This is a genomic window from Streptomyces sp. NPDC006655 (assembly GCF_040703965.1).
In the GTDB taxonomy this organism is placed as follows: Bacteria; Actinomycetota; Actinomycetes; order Streptomycetales; family Streptomycetaceae; genus Streptomyces.
In genome coordinates this window covers 53,523-70,126 of the sequence record NZ_JBEYJU010000007.1, presented here as the reverse complement: position 1 = coordinate 70,126, position 16,604 = coordinate 53,523, and the positions used below count along the sequence as shown (strand labels likewise).

General features: G+C 72.4%; 14 protein-coding genes. 6 read left to right on the top strand and 8 right to left on the bottom strand.

Annotated features, from left to right (window positions below; genetic code table 11):
• Positions 1–45 precede the first annotated feature (45 nt).
• The gene (locus tag AB0958_RS06030) at positions 46–1,305 is read left to right on the top strand and encodes an MFS transporter (RefSeq protein WP_366889082.1); all 1,260 of its coding nucleotides are present in this window, start codon (positions 46–48) and stop codon (positions 1,303–1,305) included.
• Positions 1,306–1,318: 13 nt separating this feature from the next.
• On the opposite strand, the gene AB0958_RS06025 is transcribed toward AB0958_RS06030, so the two are convergent.
• From AB0958_RS06025 to AB0958_RS06005, 5 genes are all read right to left on the bottom strand, one after another.
• Positions 1,319–2,119: an ABC-2 family transporter protein gene (locus AB0958_RS06025; protein ID WP_366889081.1), complete on the bottom strand. Its 801-nt coding sequence runs from the start codon at positions 2,117–2,119 to the stop codon at positions 1,319–1,321.
• 5 nt (positions 2,120–2,124) lie between these two features.
• Positions 2,125–2,928: an ABC-2 family transporter protein gene (locus AB0958_RS06020; RefSeq protein ID WP_366889080.1), complete on the bottom strand. Its 804-nt coding sequence runs from the start codon at positions 2,926–2,928 to the stop codon at positions 2,125–2,127.
• A 1-nt stretch (position 2,929) separates the two neighbouring features.
• Positions 2,930–3,928 carry an ATP-binding cassette domain-containing protein gene (locus tag AB0958_RS06015; protein WP_366889079.1) on the bottom strand — a complete coding sequence of 333 codons (999 nt, stop codon included), beginning with the start codon at positions 3,926–3,928 and terminating at the stop codon, positions 2,930–2,932.
• Positions 3,929–4,109: 181 nt separating this feature from the next.
• A complete protein-coding gene (locus AB0958_RS06010; RefSeq protein WP_366889078.1) occupies positions 4,110–5,354 on the bottom strand; it encodes an ROK family protein in 1,245 nt (414 codons plus the stop codon).
• A gap of 63 nt (positions 5,355–5,417) precedes the next feature.
• Positions 5,418–6,671: an FAD-binding protein gene (locus AB0958_RS06005; RefSeq protein ID WP_366889187.1), complete on the bottom strand. Its 1,254-nt coding sequence runs from the start codon at positions 6,669–6,671 to the stop codon at positions 5,418–5,420.
• A 142-nt stretch (positions 6,672–6,813) separates the two neighbouring features.
• Between AB0958_RS06005 and AB0958_RS06000 the strand changes: the two genes are divergently transcribed.
• The 4 genes from AB0958_RS06000 (at position 6,814) to AB0958_RS05985 (ending at position 12,246) form a co-directional block, all read left to right on the top strand.
• A complete protein-coding gene (locus AB0958_RS06000; protein ID WP_366889077.1) occupies positions 6,814–7,821 on the top strand; it encodes a hydroxyacid dehydrogenase in 1,008 nt (335 codons plus the stop codon).
• Between the two features lie 52 nt (positions 7,822–7,873).
• Positions 7,874–8,947, top strand: a complete 1,074-nt coding sequence (locus AB0958_RS05995) for a LacI family DNA-binding transcriptional regulator (RefSeq protein WP_366889076.1) — start codon at positions 7,874–7,876, stop codon at positions 8,945–8,947.
• A gap of 143 nt (positions 8,948–9,090) precedes the next feature.
• Complete coding sequence (locus tag AB0958_RS05990; RefSeq protein WP_366889075.1) at positions 9,091–10,422, top strand: radical SAM protein; 1,332 nt, start codon at positions 9,091–9,093, stop codon at positions 10,420–10,422.
• 315 nt (positions 10,423–10,737) lie between these two features.
• Complete coding sequence (locus AB0958_RS05985) at positions 10,738–12,246, top strand: cellulose-binding domain-containing protein (protein WP_366889074.1); 1,509 nt, start codon at positions 10,738–10,740, stop codon at positions 12,244–12,246.
• A 113-nt stretch (positions 12,247–12,359) separates the two neighbouring features.
• On the opposite strand, the gene AB0958_RS05980 is transcribed toward AB0958_RS05985, so the two are convergent.
• From AB0958_RS05980 to AB0958_RS05970, 3 genes are read right to left on the bottom strand one after another with little or no spacing between them, the layout of a single operon-like run.
• The gene (locus AB0958_RS05980; protein WP_366889072.1) at positions 12,360–13,358 is read right to left on the bottom strand and encodes an ABC transporter substrate-binding protein; all 999 of its coding nucleotides are present in this window, start codon (positions 13,356–13,358) and stop codon (positions 12,360–12,362) included.
• Positions 13,359–13,381: 23 nt separating this feature from the next.
• Complete coding sequence (locus AB0958_RS05975; RefSeq protein ID WP_366889071.1) at positions 13,382–14,413, bottom strand: ABC transporter permease; 1,032 nt, start codon at positions 14,411–14,413, stop codon at positions 13,382–13,384.
• On the bottom strand, positions 14,410–15,204 hold the full coding sequence (locus AB0958_RS05970; protein WP_366889070.1) for an ATP-binding cassette domain-containing protein: 795 nt from the start codon (positions 15,202–15,204) through the stop codon (positions 14,410–14,412). The genes AB0958_RS05975 and AB0958_RS05970 overlap by 4 nt, the downstream gene beginning before the upstream one ends.
• A 201-nt stretch (positions 15,205–15,405) precedes the next feature.
• On the opposite strand from AB0958_RS05970, the gene AB0958_RS05965 reads away from it, so the two are divergent.
• Positions 15,406–16,416 carry a LacI family DNA-binding transcriptional regulator gene (locus AB0958_RS05965; protein ID WP_366889069.1) on the top strand — a complete coding sequence of 337 codons (1,011 nt, stop codon included), beginning with the start codon at positions 15,406–15,408 and terminating at the stop codon, positions 16,414–16,416.
• Positions 16,417–16,604 lie beyond the last annotated feature (188 nt).

Here is a 16,604-nt window from a genome sequence, read left to right as displayed (position 1 = left end):
CCTCACGGGCGGGCACAGGGTGGCCGGGAGACGGAAGGGGGAGCCGTGGCGTACCGGGCGCGGCGCGTGGCGCCGGCGGTGCCGCAGCGTGCGGTGGACAGCCGGCCGTTGTGGCGGCAGCGGGACTTCGGGTTCTTCTGGCTCGCCCAGACGCTGTCCGTCCTCGGTGACTCCTTCAGTCTGGTCGCGCTGCCCCTGCTCGTGCTCCAGGCGACCGGCTCGGTGGCCCGGATGGGCCTGCTGACGGGTGCCGGCGGCGTCGCGATGGTGCTGGCGGCGGTCTTCGCCGGGGTGGTCGTGGACCGGGTCGACCGCCGTAGGCTCCTCATCGCCTGCGACCTGGTCCGCATGGTCCTGTACGGCCTGGTGCCCGTCGTGTGGCTCGCAGGCCCGCACCTCTGGCTGCTGTACGTGGTCCTGCCCCTGTGCGAGGCCGTCGGCATGCTCTTCGCCGTCGGGTACGTCACCGTCGTACGCGGACTCGTCGGCACCGGCCGGCTGACCGAGGCCAACGGCCGGCTGAACGCCACCGCGGCCGCGGCCGGCGTCCTCGGGCCGCTCGGCGCGGGCCTGGTGGCCGCCTGGACGGGACCCGCCGACGCCGTGGCCGTGGACGCGGCCAGTTACGCGGTCTCGGCGAGCTGCCTGCTGCTCGTACGGGTCCGGGAGCGCGCCGGTGACGAGCACCCGGCCAAGGACACGGGCCTCTGGCGCGACCTGCGCACCGGGATCGAGTACCTGGTCCACCAGCCCGTGCTTCGCTCGCTCACCGGCCTCCTCGCCGTCTTCAGCTTCCTCAGCCTCGGCATCAACGACCTGATCATCTACCACCTGAAGCACGACCTCGGCCGCGACGACGGCACGGTCGGCACGGTGCTGGCGGTCGGCGCCGTCGGCACCGTCGCCGGGGCCCTGCTGGTCGCCCGGCTCCGGCGGCGGCTGGGGTTCGGACCGACCTGGATCGGCTCGACCGCGCTGTGCGGAGTGGCCTTCGCCGGGCTCGGCTGGGTCCGCCCGGTACCCGCCGTGGCCGTCCTCGGCGCGGTCTACCTGGGCTGCGCGGGCATGGCGGGCACCTGCTCCATGTCCCTGCGCCAGGAGATCACCCCCGAACCCCTGCTGGGCCGGGTCACCTCCGCCCACTGGACCCTCCAGTACGCGCTCGCCCCGACCGGCGCGGCCGTCCTCACCTGGGCGGCCGAACGGTACGGCACCGGCCCGGTGGCCGCCGTCGCCGGAGCGTGCTGCGCCCTCGTCGGCGCCGCCGGTCTGTGCACCCCGATCCGCCGCGCGGGGCGCACCTGACACCGCGCGACGGTCAGCCGTTGACCCCCGTGTAGTGGTTCAGCGCCCACCGCCACAGCCCCCGGGAGGCCAGGTAGAGCAGCAGGCCGACCAGGGGCGATCCCGCCGCCAGCCAGTAGGGGACGACGGTCGAGTGGCCGTGGCCGGTGAGGACCGCGACCGGCAGGTAGGCGACGAAGGCGAGCGGAAGGCCGTAGGTGAGCAGCCCGCCGACCGCCCGGGGCAGCACGTTCAGCGGGTAGCTGCCGAAGGTGCCGAGGAGTTCCTCCAGCCAGCGGCTCCAGTAGTCGGCGGCCGGATAGCGCAGCGAGGCGCCGGCCACCACCGTGAACAGGGCCGCCTCCAGCAGCATCCCGCCCAGGACCGCCGCGATCAGGTACGAGACCCGTCCCGCCGTCCAGTCGAGGTGACTGCGCCCGAGCGCGCCCACCATCAGGCCGGCGGCCACCGTCAGGTCGCCGATCGCGTTCGTGGGGAAGTACTCCAGCTGGACCTGCCGGTGCACGGGCAGCGGGCGCAGCAGGTAGGCGTCGATCCGGCCTTCCTGGATGTACCGGCCCACCCCGTGCACCCGGCCGAGGAGCAGCACGAACAGGCCGTGGGCCAGCATTCGCGTCGCCGGGATGAGCAGGACGTCCGAGCTGTCCCAGCCGCCCATCCCGGTGAACCGGGTGAGCAGCACGGTCGCGAACACGATCACCGACACCTGCCAGACCGCGCCGATCGCGATCATCATCAGGAACTCGGTGCGGTACTCCAGCTGCGCACGGAAGTTGAGGCGCGTGATGCGCCAGGCGATCCGGACGGCGTTCAACGGCCTCAGCCTCCCTGGGAGATGACACGGCGGGCGGCCCGCCGCCACACGAAACGGGTGAAGAGGTGCAGCGCCACGGCCCAGCCGGCCTGGACGCCGAGCTGGAAACCGGCGTCCGTCAGCGGGATCCGGCCCACGTACAGCGACAGCGGCACGCTCAGGGTGGCCTGGAAGGGCAGGAAGGAGCTGAGGACGACGAACCAGTGCGGGAAGAACCACAGCGGCGCGTACACCCCGGACAGCAGGTTCTGCGCGAAGACCAGGATCAGCATCGCCGCGGTGTTGCGCAGCGTCCAGAAGCAGAACTGGTCGATGAGGAGCATGACGTAGTAGAGGACCAGCTGCCCGAGCAGCAGGCTGAGCGCGAACACCGCCGCCACCGCGGCCGACCGCGGCGGCTCCACCACCCCGGCGGCCAGGCAGACCGCGTATCCCGCCGACGCCCAGGCCAGCCCGTACAGCTGCTCGCCGACCGCGCGCAGCGCGTGGTAGCGCTGGGGCGGCAGCGGGCGCAGATACCAGTAGACGATGGTGCCGAAGTGCATGTGCTGCATGACGGAGTCCCGGCCCGCGTACTGGTCCAGCTCCCGCAGCCGGGAGGCGAGCACGGCGAGCACCGCGTAGGTGACGGCCTGGCCGCGGTCCAGACCAGCGGTCGTACCCGACTGGGCGTACAGGCCCCGCCACAGCGAGGCGACCAGCACCACCTGCACGGTCAGCCGGAGCAGGACCCCGGTCATCCGGGGCGGGGTGTACAGCTCGCCGAGCGGGGTGACCCGGGCGGCGCGCCAGGCGTACAGGAGGGCCATCTCAGACCTCGGCCTTCGCCTGCGCGTAGGCCGCCCGCATGACGTCCTCCAGGTCCGCCTCGTCCACCGCGACGCCCGTCACCTCGTACCGCTCGATGACCAGCTTCAGCGCCTCGTGGACCGTGGGCGCGGCCGGACCGTCCGGGCCGAACACCGCCTGCGGGCCCTCCCGGCGCACCAGGGCGACGCCGGGCAGCGGGCCGACCGGGGTGTGCGCGTCGGCGAGCGTGGCCCGCACCTGCCAGGTCGAGCCGAACCGGCGGCGCATCTCGTCCAGCGAGCCGTCGAGGACCAGCCGGCCGTGGTTGACCAGCACCACCCGTTCGGCGAGCCGCTCCACCTCGGTCATGTCGTGGGTGGTGAGCAGCACGGTACGGCCGCGTTCCGCCACCTGGTACCGCAGGAACTCGCGGACCTGCTCCTTCACCACCACGTCCATGCCGATGGTCGGTTCGTCCAGGAAGACGACCGGCGGGTCGTGCAGCAGCGCGGCGGCCAGGTCGCAGCGCACCCGCTGGCCGAGCGACAGGTGCCGCACCCGGGTGTCCCAGAACGCGGAGAGCTCCAGCAGGTCGTCGAACTCCCGCAGGCGGGCCTCGTGTTCGGTCTTGGGGACCTCGTAGATGTCCCGCAGGATCGCGAACGACTCCCGCACCGGCAGGTCCCACCACAGCTGGGTGCGCTGCCCGAACACCGCGCCGATGGTGCGGGCGTTGCGTTCCCGCTCCCGGTACGGCACCACGCCCGCGACGCGGGCCTCGCCGGAGGTCGGCGTGAGGATGCCGGTGAGCATCTTGATGGTGGTCGACTTGCCGGCGCCGTTCGGGCCGAGCAGGGCGAGCAGTTCGCCCGCGGCGACGTCGAAGGAGATGTCGGAGACGGCGTGCTTCTCGACGCGTTCGGGGTTGACCAGGGACCGCAGGGCGCCCGCGAAGCCCGGGCGCCTGACAGTGGTGTGGAAGGTGCGGGACAGACCGCGGACCTCGATGTTTCCGGCCACGCCGGGGCCTCCCTCGTTCCGTACACGACGTACGGCCGGCCGGCTGGAGGCCGACCGGCCGCGGATACGTCCCGACGTTCGCAGAGCGCCGAGGGGCCCGGCAATGGACTAATCGACGCGCGATTTGGACTGGTCGATCATCACGGAAGGCCAGGCGATCGGTGGGGGAACGCCACGTGGATCAGCGGGCAGCCGCCGGTGCCCGGCCCGTGCGGCCACCGCCGTGCAGCCGCACCGGCCGCAGCGCGCCCTCCAGTGCGAAGGTGGCCGCGCCCAGGCACACCGGGTCGCTGGGGATGGGGGAGAGGACGATCTCGGTCGCGGCGAACGGCCGCCCGAGAGCGTGCCTGCGCACGGCCTCGCGCACCTCGTGGAGCAGCGGTTCGCCGAGCCGGCGGGCCACCCAGCTGCTGAGCACGACCAGTTCCGGGTTGAGCAGGTTGACCAGGTTGGCGACCCCGGCGCCGATGTAGCGGGCGGTGTCCCGGACCACCTGGACCGCGACCGGGTCGCCGTCGGCCACGCCCCTGGCCAGCGCGTCGACGGTGGCGGTCTGGTCGTCGGGGTGCAGCAGCGGGCTGTGCGGGCTCGCCTCGCTCAGGTTCAGCATGATCCCGGGCGCGCCGACGTACGTCTCCACGCACCCCCGGTTGCCGCAGTGGCACGGCCGTCCGTCGAGCACGAGCGTCGTGTGGCCCCACTCGCCGGCGCTGTTGCTCACCCCCCGGTGCAGGCGGCCGCCGAGGGCGAGTCCGGCGCCGACCCCGGTGCCGAGGTTCACCACCACGGTGTCCCCGCGTCCGCGGGCCGCCCCGAACCACTGCTCGGCCACCGCGCAGGCGCGCAGCGGGTTGTCCAGGTGGAGGGGGTAGGCGATGTGCTCGGCGAGCAGGTCGAGCAACGGCACGTCGTGCCAGTCCCAGTTGGGCGCGTACTCGGCGATGCCGGTGTCCCGGTCCACCTGGCCCGGGACGCTCACCCCGACACCGAGCACCCGCGCGCCCTCGACCCCGGCCTGGGCCACCACCGAGCCGACGGCGGCGGCGACCTGGGCCACCACCTGCTCGGGCCGGTTCTCGCCGGGCCGCATGTCCTCGTCCGCGCGGGCCAGCACGGTCAGCGCGAGGTCGAACAGCTCGACGTGGACGTAGGTCTCGGCGATGTCGACGCCGATCAGCGCGCCCCCGGAGGCGTTGACCGCCACGAGTCCGCGGGGGCGGCCGCCCGCGGAGTCCTCGAAGCCGACCTCCGTGATCATCCGCAGGTCGAGCAGCTCCCCGACGAGCGTGGCGACCGTGGCCAGGCTCAGCCCGGTGACGGACGCCAGCTCCTGCCGTGACGTGGGAGAGGCGGCGATGATGTGCCGGAGCACCTCATAGCGGTTCGCGGTGCGGATGTCTCGTGATGTGTGCTTCACACGACGCAACGCTATGACTTGGGAAGCGCTTTCGACAAGCCGTTACCTTAAGGGTTGGATTAAGTCTGGCGGTCAGTCCCGCAGCACCTCGGCCACGAAGGGGTTGGTGAACTTCCCGTCGGGGTCCAGGTCCCGGGCCAGGGCGCGGAAGTCCGCGAGCCGCGGGTAGCGGCCGCGCAGCGCCTCGCCGGACATCGCGTACACCTTGCCCCAGTGCGGGCGCGGATCGAACGGTTCCAGCGCCTCCTCCAGCCGGCGCACCACCGGCAGCACGGCCGCCAGGTCGTCCACCCAGGTGAAGTGCAGGGCGACCGAGTCCCGGCCGTGGGCGGGGCTGAGCCACTGCGGATCGGCGGCGACCGTCCGCACCTCGCAGGTCTGCAGCACGGCGGAGACCGGCCGGCGGATGCCGTCGACCGCGTGCAGCGCGGCCACCGCCGCCGACCTCGGCAGCAGGTACTCCGACTGGAGCTCGTCCCCGCTGCTCGGCGTGAACTCCGCCCGGAAGTGCGGGAGCCGCTCGTGCCAGGGCCCCGGCACCCCGAACTGCTCGGTGCAGTTGCCGCCCGGCATGCCCGGCACCGGGTGCATCGCCACCTTCGCCGGCACGCCCCAGCCGAACTCCACGGCCGCCTCGTCGGTGCGCCGCTTCACCCACGCCTGCCGGAACCCCGGATCCCGCCAGTCGGTGAACAGGCTCACGCTGTACGCGGCCCCGGTCACGGCCGCGAGGTCCAGTCCCTCCATCGGCAGTTCGACGTAAACGGACTGCTCGACCTCGTACGCCGGCTCCAGGTCCAGGGTGAGCGCGGTGACGACCCCGAGCGCGCCCAGCGAGGTCACCGCACCGTCGAAACGGGCGTCCCCGCGCGCGATCGTCACCGTCGAACCGTCGGCGAGGACCAGCTCCACCTCGCGTACGGGCGCCGCGAGCGGCCCGTTGGCCACGCCCGAGCCGTGGGTGCCGGTGGCGACCGAACCGGCCACCGAGATGTGCGGCAGCGAGGCCATGTTGGGCAGCGCGAGGCCCTGCGCGTGCACCGCGCGGGCCAGTTCGGCGTACCGCACACCGCCCGCCACCCGCACCGTACGGGCGGCCGTGTCCACCTCGATCCGCGGCGGCAGCCCGGCGATCGACACCAGCACGCCCTCCGGCCCCGGATCGGCGATGCGGTTGAAGGAGTGCCCGCTGCCCAGCACCCGCACCCGCGCACTGCCCGCCACCAGCGACCGCAGCGCGTCCGCCGAGTCCGGGCGGTGGAACTCCTTCGCCGTGTACGTGATGTTGCGTGCCCAGTTGGTGACCGTCCGCGCCGGATCCGTCATCTCCGCCGTCCCCTCCCTTTCGTCCTCCGGAGCGTACGTGCCGGGCTCCGGGAAGTGCGTGTCCATTGACCCTCTCATTCGCCGGGACCTACCGTAGAGACCGGTTGCTGTCCGTGCGTCACCGAGCCGGAAGGTCACTTCCTTGCCCGAGCGTCCTCAGGCACTGTTCGCCATGACAGCCCGGAACATGCCGCACGTCTTCCCGCCCGAGGTGCTCGCGCAGCTGCGCGAGTGCCTGGAAATCGATCCCACTCTGGTGGCGGACGACTTCACCGACCCCCGGGTGCGGGAGGCGCTCGCCCGTACCGAGGTGCTCGTCACCGGCTGGGGCTGCCCGGTCCTGGACACCGCGGTCCTGGACGCGGCGCCCGCGCTGCGCGCCGTGCTGCACGCGGCCGGCTCGGTCAAGGGCTTCACCACGCCCGAGGTCTGGCGGCGCGGCATCCTCGTCTCCTCGGCCGCCGAAGCCAACGCGCTGCCCGTCGCCGAGTACACCCTCGCGATGATCCTGCTCGCCGGGAAGGACGTGTTCGCCTTCCGTGACCTGCTGCGCGACCGCCGCTCCTTCCCCTACGGCGACATCGTCCCCGGCATCGGCAACTTCCACCGCCGGGTGGGCGTCGTCGGCGCCTCCCGCATCGGCCGCCGCCTCATCGAACTCCTGCGCCCCCACGACCTGCTCGTCAGCCTCGCCGACCCCTACGTCGACCAGGCCCAGGCGGCCCGGCTCGGTGTCCCCCTGCTGCCGCTGGACGAGTTGCTGCGCACCTCGGACATCGTCACCGTGCACGCCCCGCAGACCCCTGAGACCCGGCATCTGATCGGCGCCCGGGAACTCACCCTGATGCCGGACGGGGCGGTGCTGATCAACACCGCGCGCGGCTCGCTGGTCGACCACGACGCCCTTCTGGGGGAACTGCGCACCGGCCGGCTGCGCGCCGTCCTCGACGTGACCGACCCCGAGCCGCTGCCCGCCGACTCCCCGCTCTTCGACCTGCCCAACGCCTTCCTCACCCCGCACCTCGCCGGCTCCCAGGGCAACGAGGTGGCGCGGCTCGGCAGCACCGTCGTGGACGAGGCGAGGCGCCTGCTCACCGGTGCCGCGCTGCGCTACGCGGTCGACCACTCGGTCCTGGAGCGGGCCGCGTGACGGCCGTCTCGTAGGGTGACGCGCGAACGGCACGACGAAGGGGAGCCGAGCGGTGGCGAAGAGGACGCGGCCGGCGCCGAGCGGGGGCGCCTCGACGGTACGGGACGTGGCCGCGCGGGCCGGCGTCTCCGCGTCGACCGTGTCCCGGGTCCTCGGCGGCACCTATCCGGTGGCCACCGCCACCCGCGCCAAGGTCCTGAAGGCGATGCGCGAGCTGGACTACGTGGTCAACGCGCACGCCCGGGCGCTCGGCGGCGCCACCGGCAGCACGGTCGCCGTCGTCGTGGACGACGTCACCGGCCCCTTCTACGCGCACGTCGCCCGTGGAGTCGAGGAGCAGGCGTCGGCGGAGGGCCGGCTGTGCATGCTCTGCACCACGCACGGCGACCCCCGGCGCATCCTCACCGTCGTGGAGACCATGCGGGAGCAGCGGGCGGACGCCGTGATCGTGGTGGGCGGCGCCCTCGACGACAAGGCCTACCACGACCGGATGACCCACTTCGCGCACGCCCTGGACCGCGCCGGGTCCCGGCTGGTGCTGGTCGGCAGGCCGCCGCTCGGCCCCGGCGTCCCGGCCACGGTGGTCGACTACGACAACGAGGGCGGCGCCTTCGCCCTCACCGGCCACCTGCTCTCCGGCGGCCACCGGCGCATCGCCCACCTCGGCCGCGTCCCCGGCCTGTCCACCAGCGCCCAGCGCATCGCCGGCTTCACCCGCGCCCATGAACTCCTCGGTCTCGCCCCCGACCCCGAGCTGATCGTGGACGGCGTCTTCTCCCGCTCCCACGGTTACCAGGCCACCCGTGAACTCCTCTCCTCGGGAAGGGAGTTCACGGCGGTCTTCGCCGCCACCGACATGGTCGCCACGGGCGTGATCCAGGCGCTGCGGGAGTCCGGCCGCCGCATACCCGAGGACGTGGCGGTGGCCGGGTACGACGACGTCTCGGTCGCCCGGGACGTCTACCCGGCCCTCACCACGGTCCACGTGCCCCAGGAGGAACTGGGCCGCGCCGCGGTCCGGCTCGCCCTGCGCCGCGACGAGCTGCCGGACGGCCAGCACCTGGTGCTGGGCACCCACGTGGTGCTGCGGGAGTCGACCCGCAGGGCCGGGCCCGGGCCGGGGTGATCCTCCCCGTGACCGACGCCTCACCACCCCCAAAAACTCTGATACCGGGACACAGTGCCCGCCACGGGGGACCCGGCACGGCCGACGGCCGGGCGGGGGCATACCGTGAGGAGTCGAACGCCTGAGCCGGGAGGAGACACGGGATGGGCAGCCGTACCGCGCTGGTCGAGGATCTGATGGAGAGGTTCCCGCACGTACCCCGGGAAGCCGTCTTCAAGGAGGACCTGCTCCGGGGCGGAGTCGCCTTCGACCCGTCCGCGCTGAGCGACAACGAGAGCGGCGAGGTCAAGCCGAAGTCGTACTTCATCTTCTCCTTCGACCACGGCACCCTGCCCGAACTGGGCGAGGCCGCGCTGCGCCGGCCCCCGGAGGAGATCATCCTCACCGGCGGCCCCTACGACCTGCGGCGGACCGTGGTCTCGGTGCGCGTGAACCCCACCTCGCCGTACCGGGTCGCGGCCGACGACGAGGGGGTGCTCGGCCTCTACCTGGACGGGAAGCGGATCGCGGACGTCGGAGTGCCGCCGATGCCCGAGTACTACCGGCACAAGCTCTCCAACGGGAAGTCCGTGATGGAGGTCGCCCCGACCATCCAGTGGGGCTACCTGATCTACCTGACCGTCTTCCGGGTCTGCCAGTACTTCGGCGCCAAGGAGGAGTGCCAGTACTGCGACATCAACCACAACTGGCGCCAGCACAAGGCCGCCGGACGGCCGTACACCGGGGTCAAGGACGTCGAGGAGGTCCTGGAGGCCCTGGAGATCATCGACCGGTACGACACCGCGAAGGCGTCCACCGCCTACACGCTGACCGGCGGCGCGATCACCAAGACGGTCTCCGGGCGGGACGAGGCCGACTTCTACGGGCACTACGCCAAGGCCATCGAGGAGCGCTTCCCGGGCCGCTGGATCGGCAAGGTGGTCGCGCAGGCGCTGCCACGGGACGACGTCCAGCGGTTCAAGGACTACGGCGTGCAGATCTACCACCCCAACTACGAGGTGTGGGACGAGTACCTGTTCAAGATGTACTGCCCCGGCAAGGAGCGGTACGTCGGCCGGGACGAGTGGCACCGGCGGATCCTGGACTCGGCGGAGATCTTCGGCGCGCGCAACGTGATCCCCAACTTCGTCGCGGGCGTGGAGATGGCCGAGCCGTTCGGCTTCAAGACGGTCGACGAGGCGATCGCCTCCACCACCGAGGGGCTGCGCTTCTTCATGTCGCAGGGCATCACGCCCCGCTTCACCACCTGGTGCCCGGAGCCCACCACCCCGCTCGGCAAGGCCAACCCGCAGGGCGCCCCGCTGGAGTACCACATCCGGCTGCTCCAGGCCTACCGCCAGACCATGGAGGACTTCGGCCTCTCCTCGCCCCCCGGCTACGGCCCGCCCGGCCCCGGCCGCGCCGTCTTCTCGGTCAGCTCCTTCATGGACAGCCTCCCCGCGCGGGAACCGGCGGAGGAACCGGCGCAGGCCTGACCCGGGCGAGCCGCGGAAGATTCGCGGGAACGGTGAGTCGAATGGCGGTCGCCGTCCGTACAAGAGGGCGGAGTTGTGGGCCACGGCACCGAGTACCGCACCGAGTACGGCACTGAACAGGGCGGGTTGACGCAACACCGGGGACCGGTGGTATGGGTGACGGCGGGAAAACGTCGCGCGACCACCGGTAGCCGGTTTGAATAGGCCGCTTGTCAGTTGTGCAGGAGACGTGAAAAGCTCGGGTCCTGCCGCGAGGTTCCCCCCAACTCCATCGCCCATATGGTGAGTTGACCTCGCATTGGATGCAGGAGACCCATGCCTGACCTGCCGACCCCTCAGGACGCCGCCGAGGCAGCGCTGTTCTCCGAATGCTGGGACGCGGTGCTCTCCTACGCCGACCTGTGCACGTCCGGCTCGCTGACGGCCAATCAACTGGCCACCGAGGCCTTCACGCTCGGCATGCGCGAGGCCCGCGAGGCGGACCTCGCGCCCCAGCGCGGCAGCGGACGGCGCGCCGCCCGGCTGCCGATGATCCCGCTGCTGCTCACCGCCGTGCGCAACACGGCCGCCGGCTGGGAGGCGCAGGGGCTCGGCCACAAGCTCGACCCGGACCTCCGGCTCTGGCTCAACTCCGAGAAGGCCACGCGGTACACGGGGCCGCCGTTGCAGCGGCCCATCGCGCTGCGCGGCCTCAGGGACATGCAGGACGCGGACGCGTCGCTGCTGTGGCTGGCCGAGGTGGAGGCGCTGCCGCTGCCCTCCGTGGCCCGCCGGCTCGGCCTCGACCCGGCCGCCGCCGCCCAGGAACTGGAGCAGGTCCGCGCACTGTTCCGGGACCGCTGCCACCGCGCCCACCTCGACTCGCCGATGGACGCCGAGTGCCGCAGCTACGCCCGGCTCCTCGACGCGGTCACCCGGTCCTCCGCGGCCGACACGCCCGACGACCTCTCCCGGCACCTCGCCACCTGCGTGCAGTGCGCCGAGGCCGCCGCCTGTCTGCGGCTGCACGGCGGCGGACTGCCCGCGGCGCTCGCCGGCGGGGTCATAGGCTGGGGCGGCCTCGCCTACCTGGAGCGCCGCCGCCGCGCCTCCGAGGTACGGCTCGGCGTGGGCCGTCCGGTTCCCGCGGACAACGACGGAGGCGACCCCAAGGAGGGCGCCGCCCGGAGCAAGGTGCTGCGCCACGGACTGCTCGGCGCGGCGGTGCTGATCTCGCTGGTCGCGCTCGGCGTGTCGATGATGCCGATGGGCGGCGGCTCCGGTGACGACACGACGGCCGCCTCGCACGACGACCGGCAGCCCGTCGCCGACCCCGGCTCCGTCCTGCCCTCCACCGCGCACCCGTCCCCGGCGCACTCCGCCTCCGGCGCCCCGTCCGCCTCCGCCTCCGCCGGCAAGCCGGGCCACGACAACCCCGATCCGGAGCCGCAGGGCACGGCCTCGGCCACCGCGAGCACCGCCCCCGGCCACCGGGCCACCGGCTCCGCGGACCCCAGCGCTCCCGCGTCGGCCACCTGCCGGGCCTCCTACGACCTGGTCAACCAGTGGAACGACGGCTTCCAGTCCACGGTGACCGTCACCACCACCCGGGCCCTGGCCGGCTGGCGGGTCGAATGGTCCTTCCGGGACGGCCAGAAGGTCACCCAGATGTGGGACGCCACGGTCAGCCAGAGCGGCGCCCGGGTCGCCGCCGACGCCGCCGACTACAACCGGTCGGTCTCCGCGAACGGCAGCCTCTCCTTCGGCTTCCTCGGCACCTGGAGCGGCAAGAACTCCGCACCGTACGCCTTCACGCTGAACGGCCAGTCCTGCTCACTGAGCTGAGCTGAGCTGAGCCCTGCCGGACCGGGCGGCCGTACGACCGGCGGCCGGGCGGACCCCCACCAGGGACCGCCCGACCGCTGACGGTGCGTCAGGAGTGTTCTCCGAAGGCCCCCTCAGCACTGCGACTTGTAGAAGTACTTGCTGACCGAAGGCTCGTTCATGTTGTCCTTCGTGATCGCCACCATGTCGGTGCCGATCGACTTGCTCACCGACTTGCCCGCGAAGGCGCCGGCGAGCTGGTCCACCGCCTGCCTCCCGATCGCCGCCGGGTCCTGTGCCACCAGCACCTGGAGGGTGCCCGCCTTCAGCGCGGCGACCTCGTCCGGTTCCGCGTCGAACGCGGCCACCTTCACCGCGCCCTGCTTGCCGGCCTGCTTCAGCCCGGTGGCGATACCGGTACCGGTGTTGGTGTTGCCCGCGAACGCGCCGCCCAGGTCCGGATGGGCGGCCAGCGTCGACTGGATCTGGGAGGCGGCGGTGGCCGGCAGGTCGTTGTCGTAGAGCGTGGGCAGCACCTTGATGTCCGGGTACTTGCCCATCTCCTCGGTGAAGCCCTTGATCCGCGCGTCGGTCGTCGACACGCCGGGCTTGACGCTGATGACGATGACCGAGCCCTTCTCGTTCATCAGCTTCGCCAGCGCGTCGGCGGCCACCCGGCCGCCCTTCTCGTTGTCCGACGATATCCGGGTGATGCCGACGGAACCGTCGGTCACCGTCGTGTCCACCAGCGCCACCTTGGTACCGGCCGACTGGATCTGCTTGAGCGAGGGCGTCAGCGCGCTGGTGTCGACCGGCGAGATCAACAGCCCGTCCGGGCGTGCCGCCGCCACCGAGTCGAGCAGTGGGCGCTGCACCGACACGTCCCACTGCGCGGAACCGTCGGCGGTGAAGTCCATCCCCTTCGCCTTGGCCTCCTGCTGCGCGGCACAGGTCATGGTGATGTAGAACGGGTCGCTCTTCACCCCCGTGATCAGCCGCACCTTCTTCCCCTTGGCGCCACCCGAACCCCCCGAGCCGCCACCGTCGTCCGACGAACCGCATGCCGAGGCGCCCAGGGCCAGCACCGTGCCCACCGCGACCAGCAACCCGCGCCTGCTGCGAATGCTCCCCATCACAGACTTCTCCTTGTCACTCGTCATGCGCGTTCCCGGGTCTTCCTGCGCAGCTGGTCGATGTAGACGGCCACGACCAGCACCACGCCCACCGCGACGTCCTGCCAGTACTGCTGGACGCCGATCACGATCAGCCCGGTGGTCAGCACCGCCGGGATGAACACGCCGATCACCGTGCCCAGCACCGAACCCCGGCCACCGAACAGGCTGGTACCGCCGAGCACCACCGCGGTGATCACCTTCAGGTTGTCAGTGGAGTGCCCGGCGATCGACGTCGTGCCGTACGAGGCCAGCCACATCACCGCGCCGAGCCCGGCCAGCAGCCCCATGAGCCCGTACACCTTGACCAGGTGCCGGCCCACGGGTATGCCCGCCCGCCGCACGGCGGTCGGGTTCGAGCCGATCGCGAGGGTGTGCTCGCCGAACCGCGTGCCGGCCAGCACCGCGCCGAACAGCGCCGTCACCACCGCGGCCAGGACCACCATCCAGGGGATGCCGAGCACCTTCCCGAAACCGAGGCTGTTCTGCAGGTGCGTGGAGGCCGCCCCGGCGGGATCCTGGCCGCCGGTGGCGAGTTCGGCGATCCCCAGCGCGGCGCCCAGCCCGCCCAGCGTCACGATCAGCGGCGGCACCTTGCCGCTCGCCACCACCGCGCCCTGCAACGCGCCCCACGCCGTGCCCACCGCGAGCGCGATGACGGCACAGATCGCGACCGTGCCCCAGCCGGAGTCCGGACCGCCGTGGTGGAGGTTGTACTCACCCGCGGCCACCGCGGCCAGCACCAGCACCGAGCCGATCGACAGGTCGATGCCCGCTGTGATGATCACGAACGTCATGCCGACCCCGAGCACCAGGTAGATGGCCGCGTTCACGGCGATCTGGGTGATGTCGTACGTGGTGAAGAACTTGCCCGGCGCGGCGACGGTGAAGAACGCCACCAGGGCCACCAGGATCACGAAGGTCCACAGTTCGTTGAGGGTCGCGGCCCGCCGGAGCCAGTCCGGCACGCCCGGACGGCCGCCGACGGCCGCCGCCTTCCGGCTCTCCGCGCTCATCGCACGCCCTCCGCTTCCCGGCCCCCGTTCGGGCCGTCCAGCGACCCGGTCATCGCCCCGACGAGTTCCTCGATCGTGGTGTCGGCCGCGGTGTACGACGCGACGCGCCGGCCCAGCCGCAGCACCTCCACCCGGTCCGCCACCGACAGCACCTCGGGCATGTTGTGGCTGATCAGCACGACACAGATGCCCCGGTCGGCGACCCTGCGCACGGTCTGAAGGACCCGGGCGCGCTGGACGACGCCCAGGGCGGCGGTCGGCTCGTCCATGAAGATGACCTTGTGCGCGAAGGCGACCGCGCGGGCCACCGCGACGGACTGCCGCTGACCGCCGGACAACGTTGTCACCGGGGCCGTCACATCCTTCAGTTCGACGCCGAGTTCCGCGAAGGCCCGTACCGCCTCCCGCCGCATCGCGGGCCGGTCGAGAACGCCGATGCGGCCGAACAGCCCGCCGCGCACGATCTCCCGGCCGAGGTAGAGATTGGCCGCCGCGTCGAGATCGGGGGCGAGTGACAGGTCCTGGTACACCGTCTCGACGCCGTGCCGCTGGGCGTCCATCGGCCCGGAGAACCGCACGGGTGCGCCGTCCAGGCGGACCTCGCCCGCGTCGGGGGCCAGTACGCCCGACAGGACGTTCACCAGAGTGGACTTGCCGGCGCCGTTGTCACCGATCAGGGCGACGACCTCGCCGGGGTGTGCCGTGAAATCGGCGCCCGAGAGCGCCTGGACGTGGCCGAAACGCTTGACCACTCCATGTGCTGTGAGCAGTGGTTCCCTTGCAGAGGCCATGTTGTGCCTTCTGGTTGGTATCGTTAACAGCTTGGCTGATTCTTGGGGCGCCCGCAGCGGGGTGTCAAGGGTGGTGCACCCCGGCCGGCCTCAGCACCGCCGGTTCCGCAATTGCCATTATTTGTACGGCTGTTGATATGCCGCCGAGTGGGTAACGTTGACGAGTCGACGCTCCGACGTGACGCAGCGGGAGGACGTGGCGTGGCAGCGACCCGGCCGACCATGAAGGACGTCGCCGCGGAAGCGGGCGTCAGCGCGATGACGGTGTCCCGGGTCGTCAACGGCGATGCGGCCGTCGCCCCGCGGACCGCCGCCCGGGTGGAGGCCGCGGTCCGCAAACTCGGGTACCAACGCGACGACGTGGCCCGCCAGTTGCGTCGCACCCGCGAACTGAGCCAGACCATAGGGCTGTTGGTCGACGACGTCGCCGACCCCTTCATGGCGGCGGTCGCCTCCGCCGCCGAGGACGTCGCCCGGCAGCGCGGCAGCGTCATGCTCATCGGTTCCAGCAGGGCAGACCTGCGCCGGGAACGCGAGGTGATCGCCGCGTTCACCGCCCGGCGGGTCGACGGGCTGATCCTCACCCCGGCGGCGGGCAGCCACCGCTTCCTGCGCCCCGCCCAGGTCCAGGGCACGAAGATCGTCTGCGTGGACCGGGCGGCGCCCGGCCTGGACGTGGACGCCGTGGTGGTCGACAACTTCGGTGCGGTCCGGGAGGCCGTGGGGTCCCTGGTGGCACACGGGCACCGCAGGATCGGGTACGTCGGCGACACACCGGAGATCTGGACGTTCGGCGAACGCCGGCGGGGGTATGTCGCGGCGTTGGCGGCGGCGGGGATCGCGGCGGACCCGGCGCTGGTCAGGGAGGGGGCGCGGTCGGGTCATGAGGCGGCGCAGGCGGTCACCGGGATGCTGGCGCTGCCCGACCCGCCGACGGCTCTGCTGGCCGGCAACGAGCTCCTCGCCTTCGGCGCCCTCACCGTGCTCCCGCCCCAACTGGCCTTCGTCTCCTTCGACGACTTCGCGCTCGCCGCCCGGCTGACCCCTCCGGTCACGGTGATCGCCCAGGACCCGGTCGCCCTCGCCACCAGCGCGGCACACCTTCTGTTCGCCCGCATCCACGGCGACGTCTCCCCCTCCCGCGCGGTGGTGATGCCGACGCGACTGATCCGCCGCGGCTCGGGGGAGATCCCGGGCCCGTTCGCGGGGTAGGGGGTCGGCCGGAGCCCGGAGCCCGGAGCCCGGAGCCCGGAGCCCGGAGCCCGGAGCCCTGCGCCGGGACCCGGAGGCCGGAGCCCGGCGCCGGGACCCGGAGGCCGGAGCCCTGCGCCGGGACCCGGAGGCCGGAGCCCGGCGCCGGGACCCGGAGGCCCGGTGGCCGTGAGGTCCGTGTGTTCGGC

Bases quoted from the DNA above. Each gene is read 5' to 3' on its own strand.
- AB0958_RS05970 (WP_366889070.1), bottom strand. From the start codon at position 15,204: ATGGCCTCTGCAAGGGAACCACTGCTCACAGCACATGGAGTGGTCAAG.
- AB0958_RS05990 (WP_366889075.1), top strand. From the start codon at position 9,091: ATGGGCAGCCGTACCGCGCTGGTCGAGGATCTGATGGAGAGGTTCCCG.
- AB0958_RS06020 (WP_366889080.1), bottom strand. From the start codon at position 2,928: ATGGCCCTCCTGTACGCCTGGCGCGCCGCCCGGGTCACCCCGCTCGGC.
- AB0958_RS05985 (WP_366889074.1), top strand. From the start codon at position 10,738: ATGCCTGACCTGCCGACCCCTCAGGACGCCGCCGAGGCAGCGCTGTTC.
- AB0958_RS05975 (WP_366889071.1), bottom strand. From the start codon at position 14,413: ATGAGCGCGGAGAGCCGGAAGGCGGCGGCCGTCGGCGGCCGTCCGGGC.
- AB0958_RS05980 (WP_366889072.1), bottom strand. From the start codon at position 13,358: ATGGGGAGCATTCGCAGCAGGCGCGGGTTGCTGGTCGCGGTGGGCACG.
- AB0958_RS06005 (WP_366889187.1), bottom strand. From the start codon at position 6,671: ATGACGGATCCGGCGCGGACGGTCACCAACTGGGCACGCAACATCACG.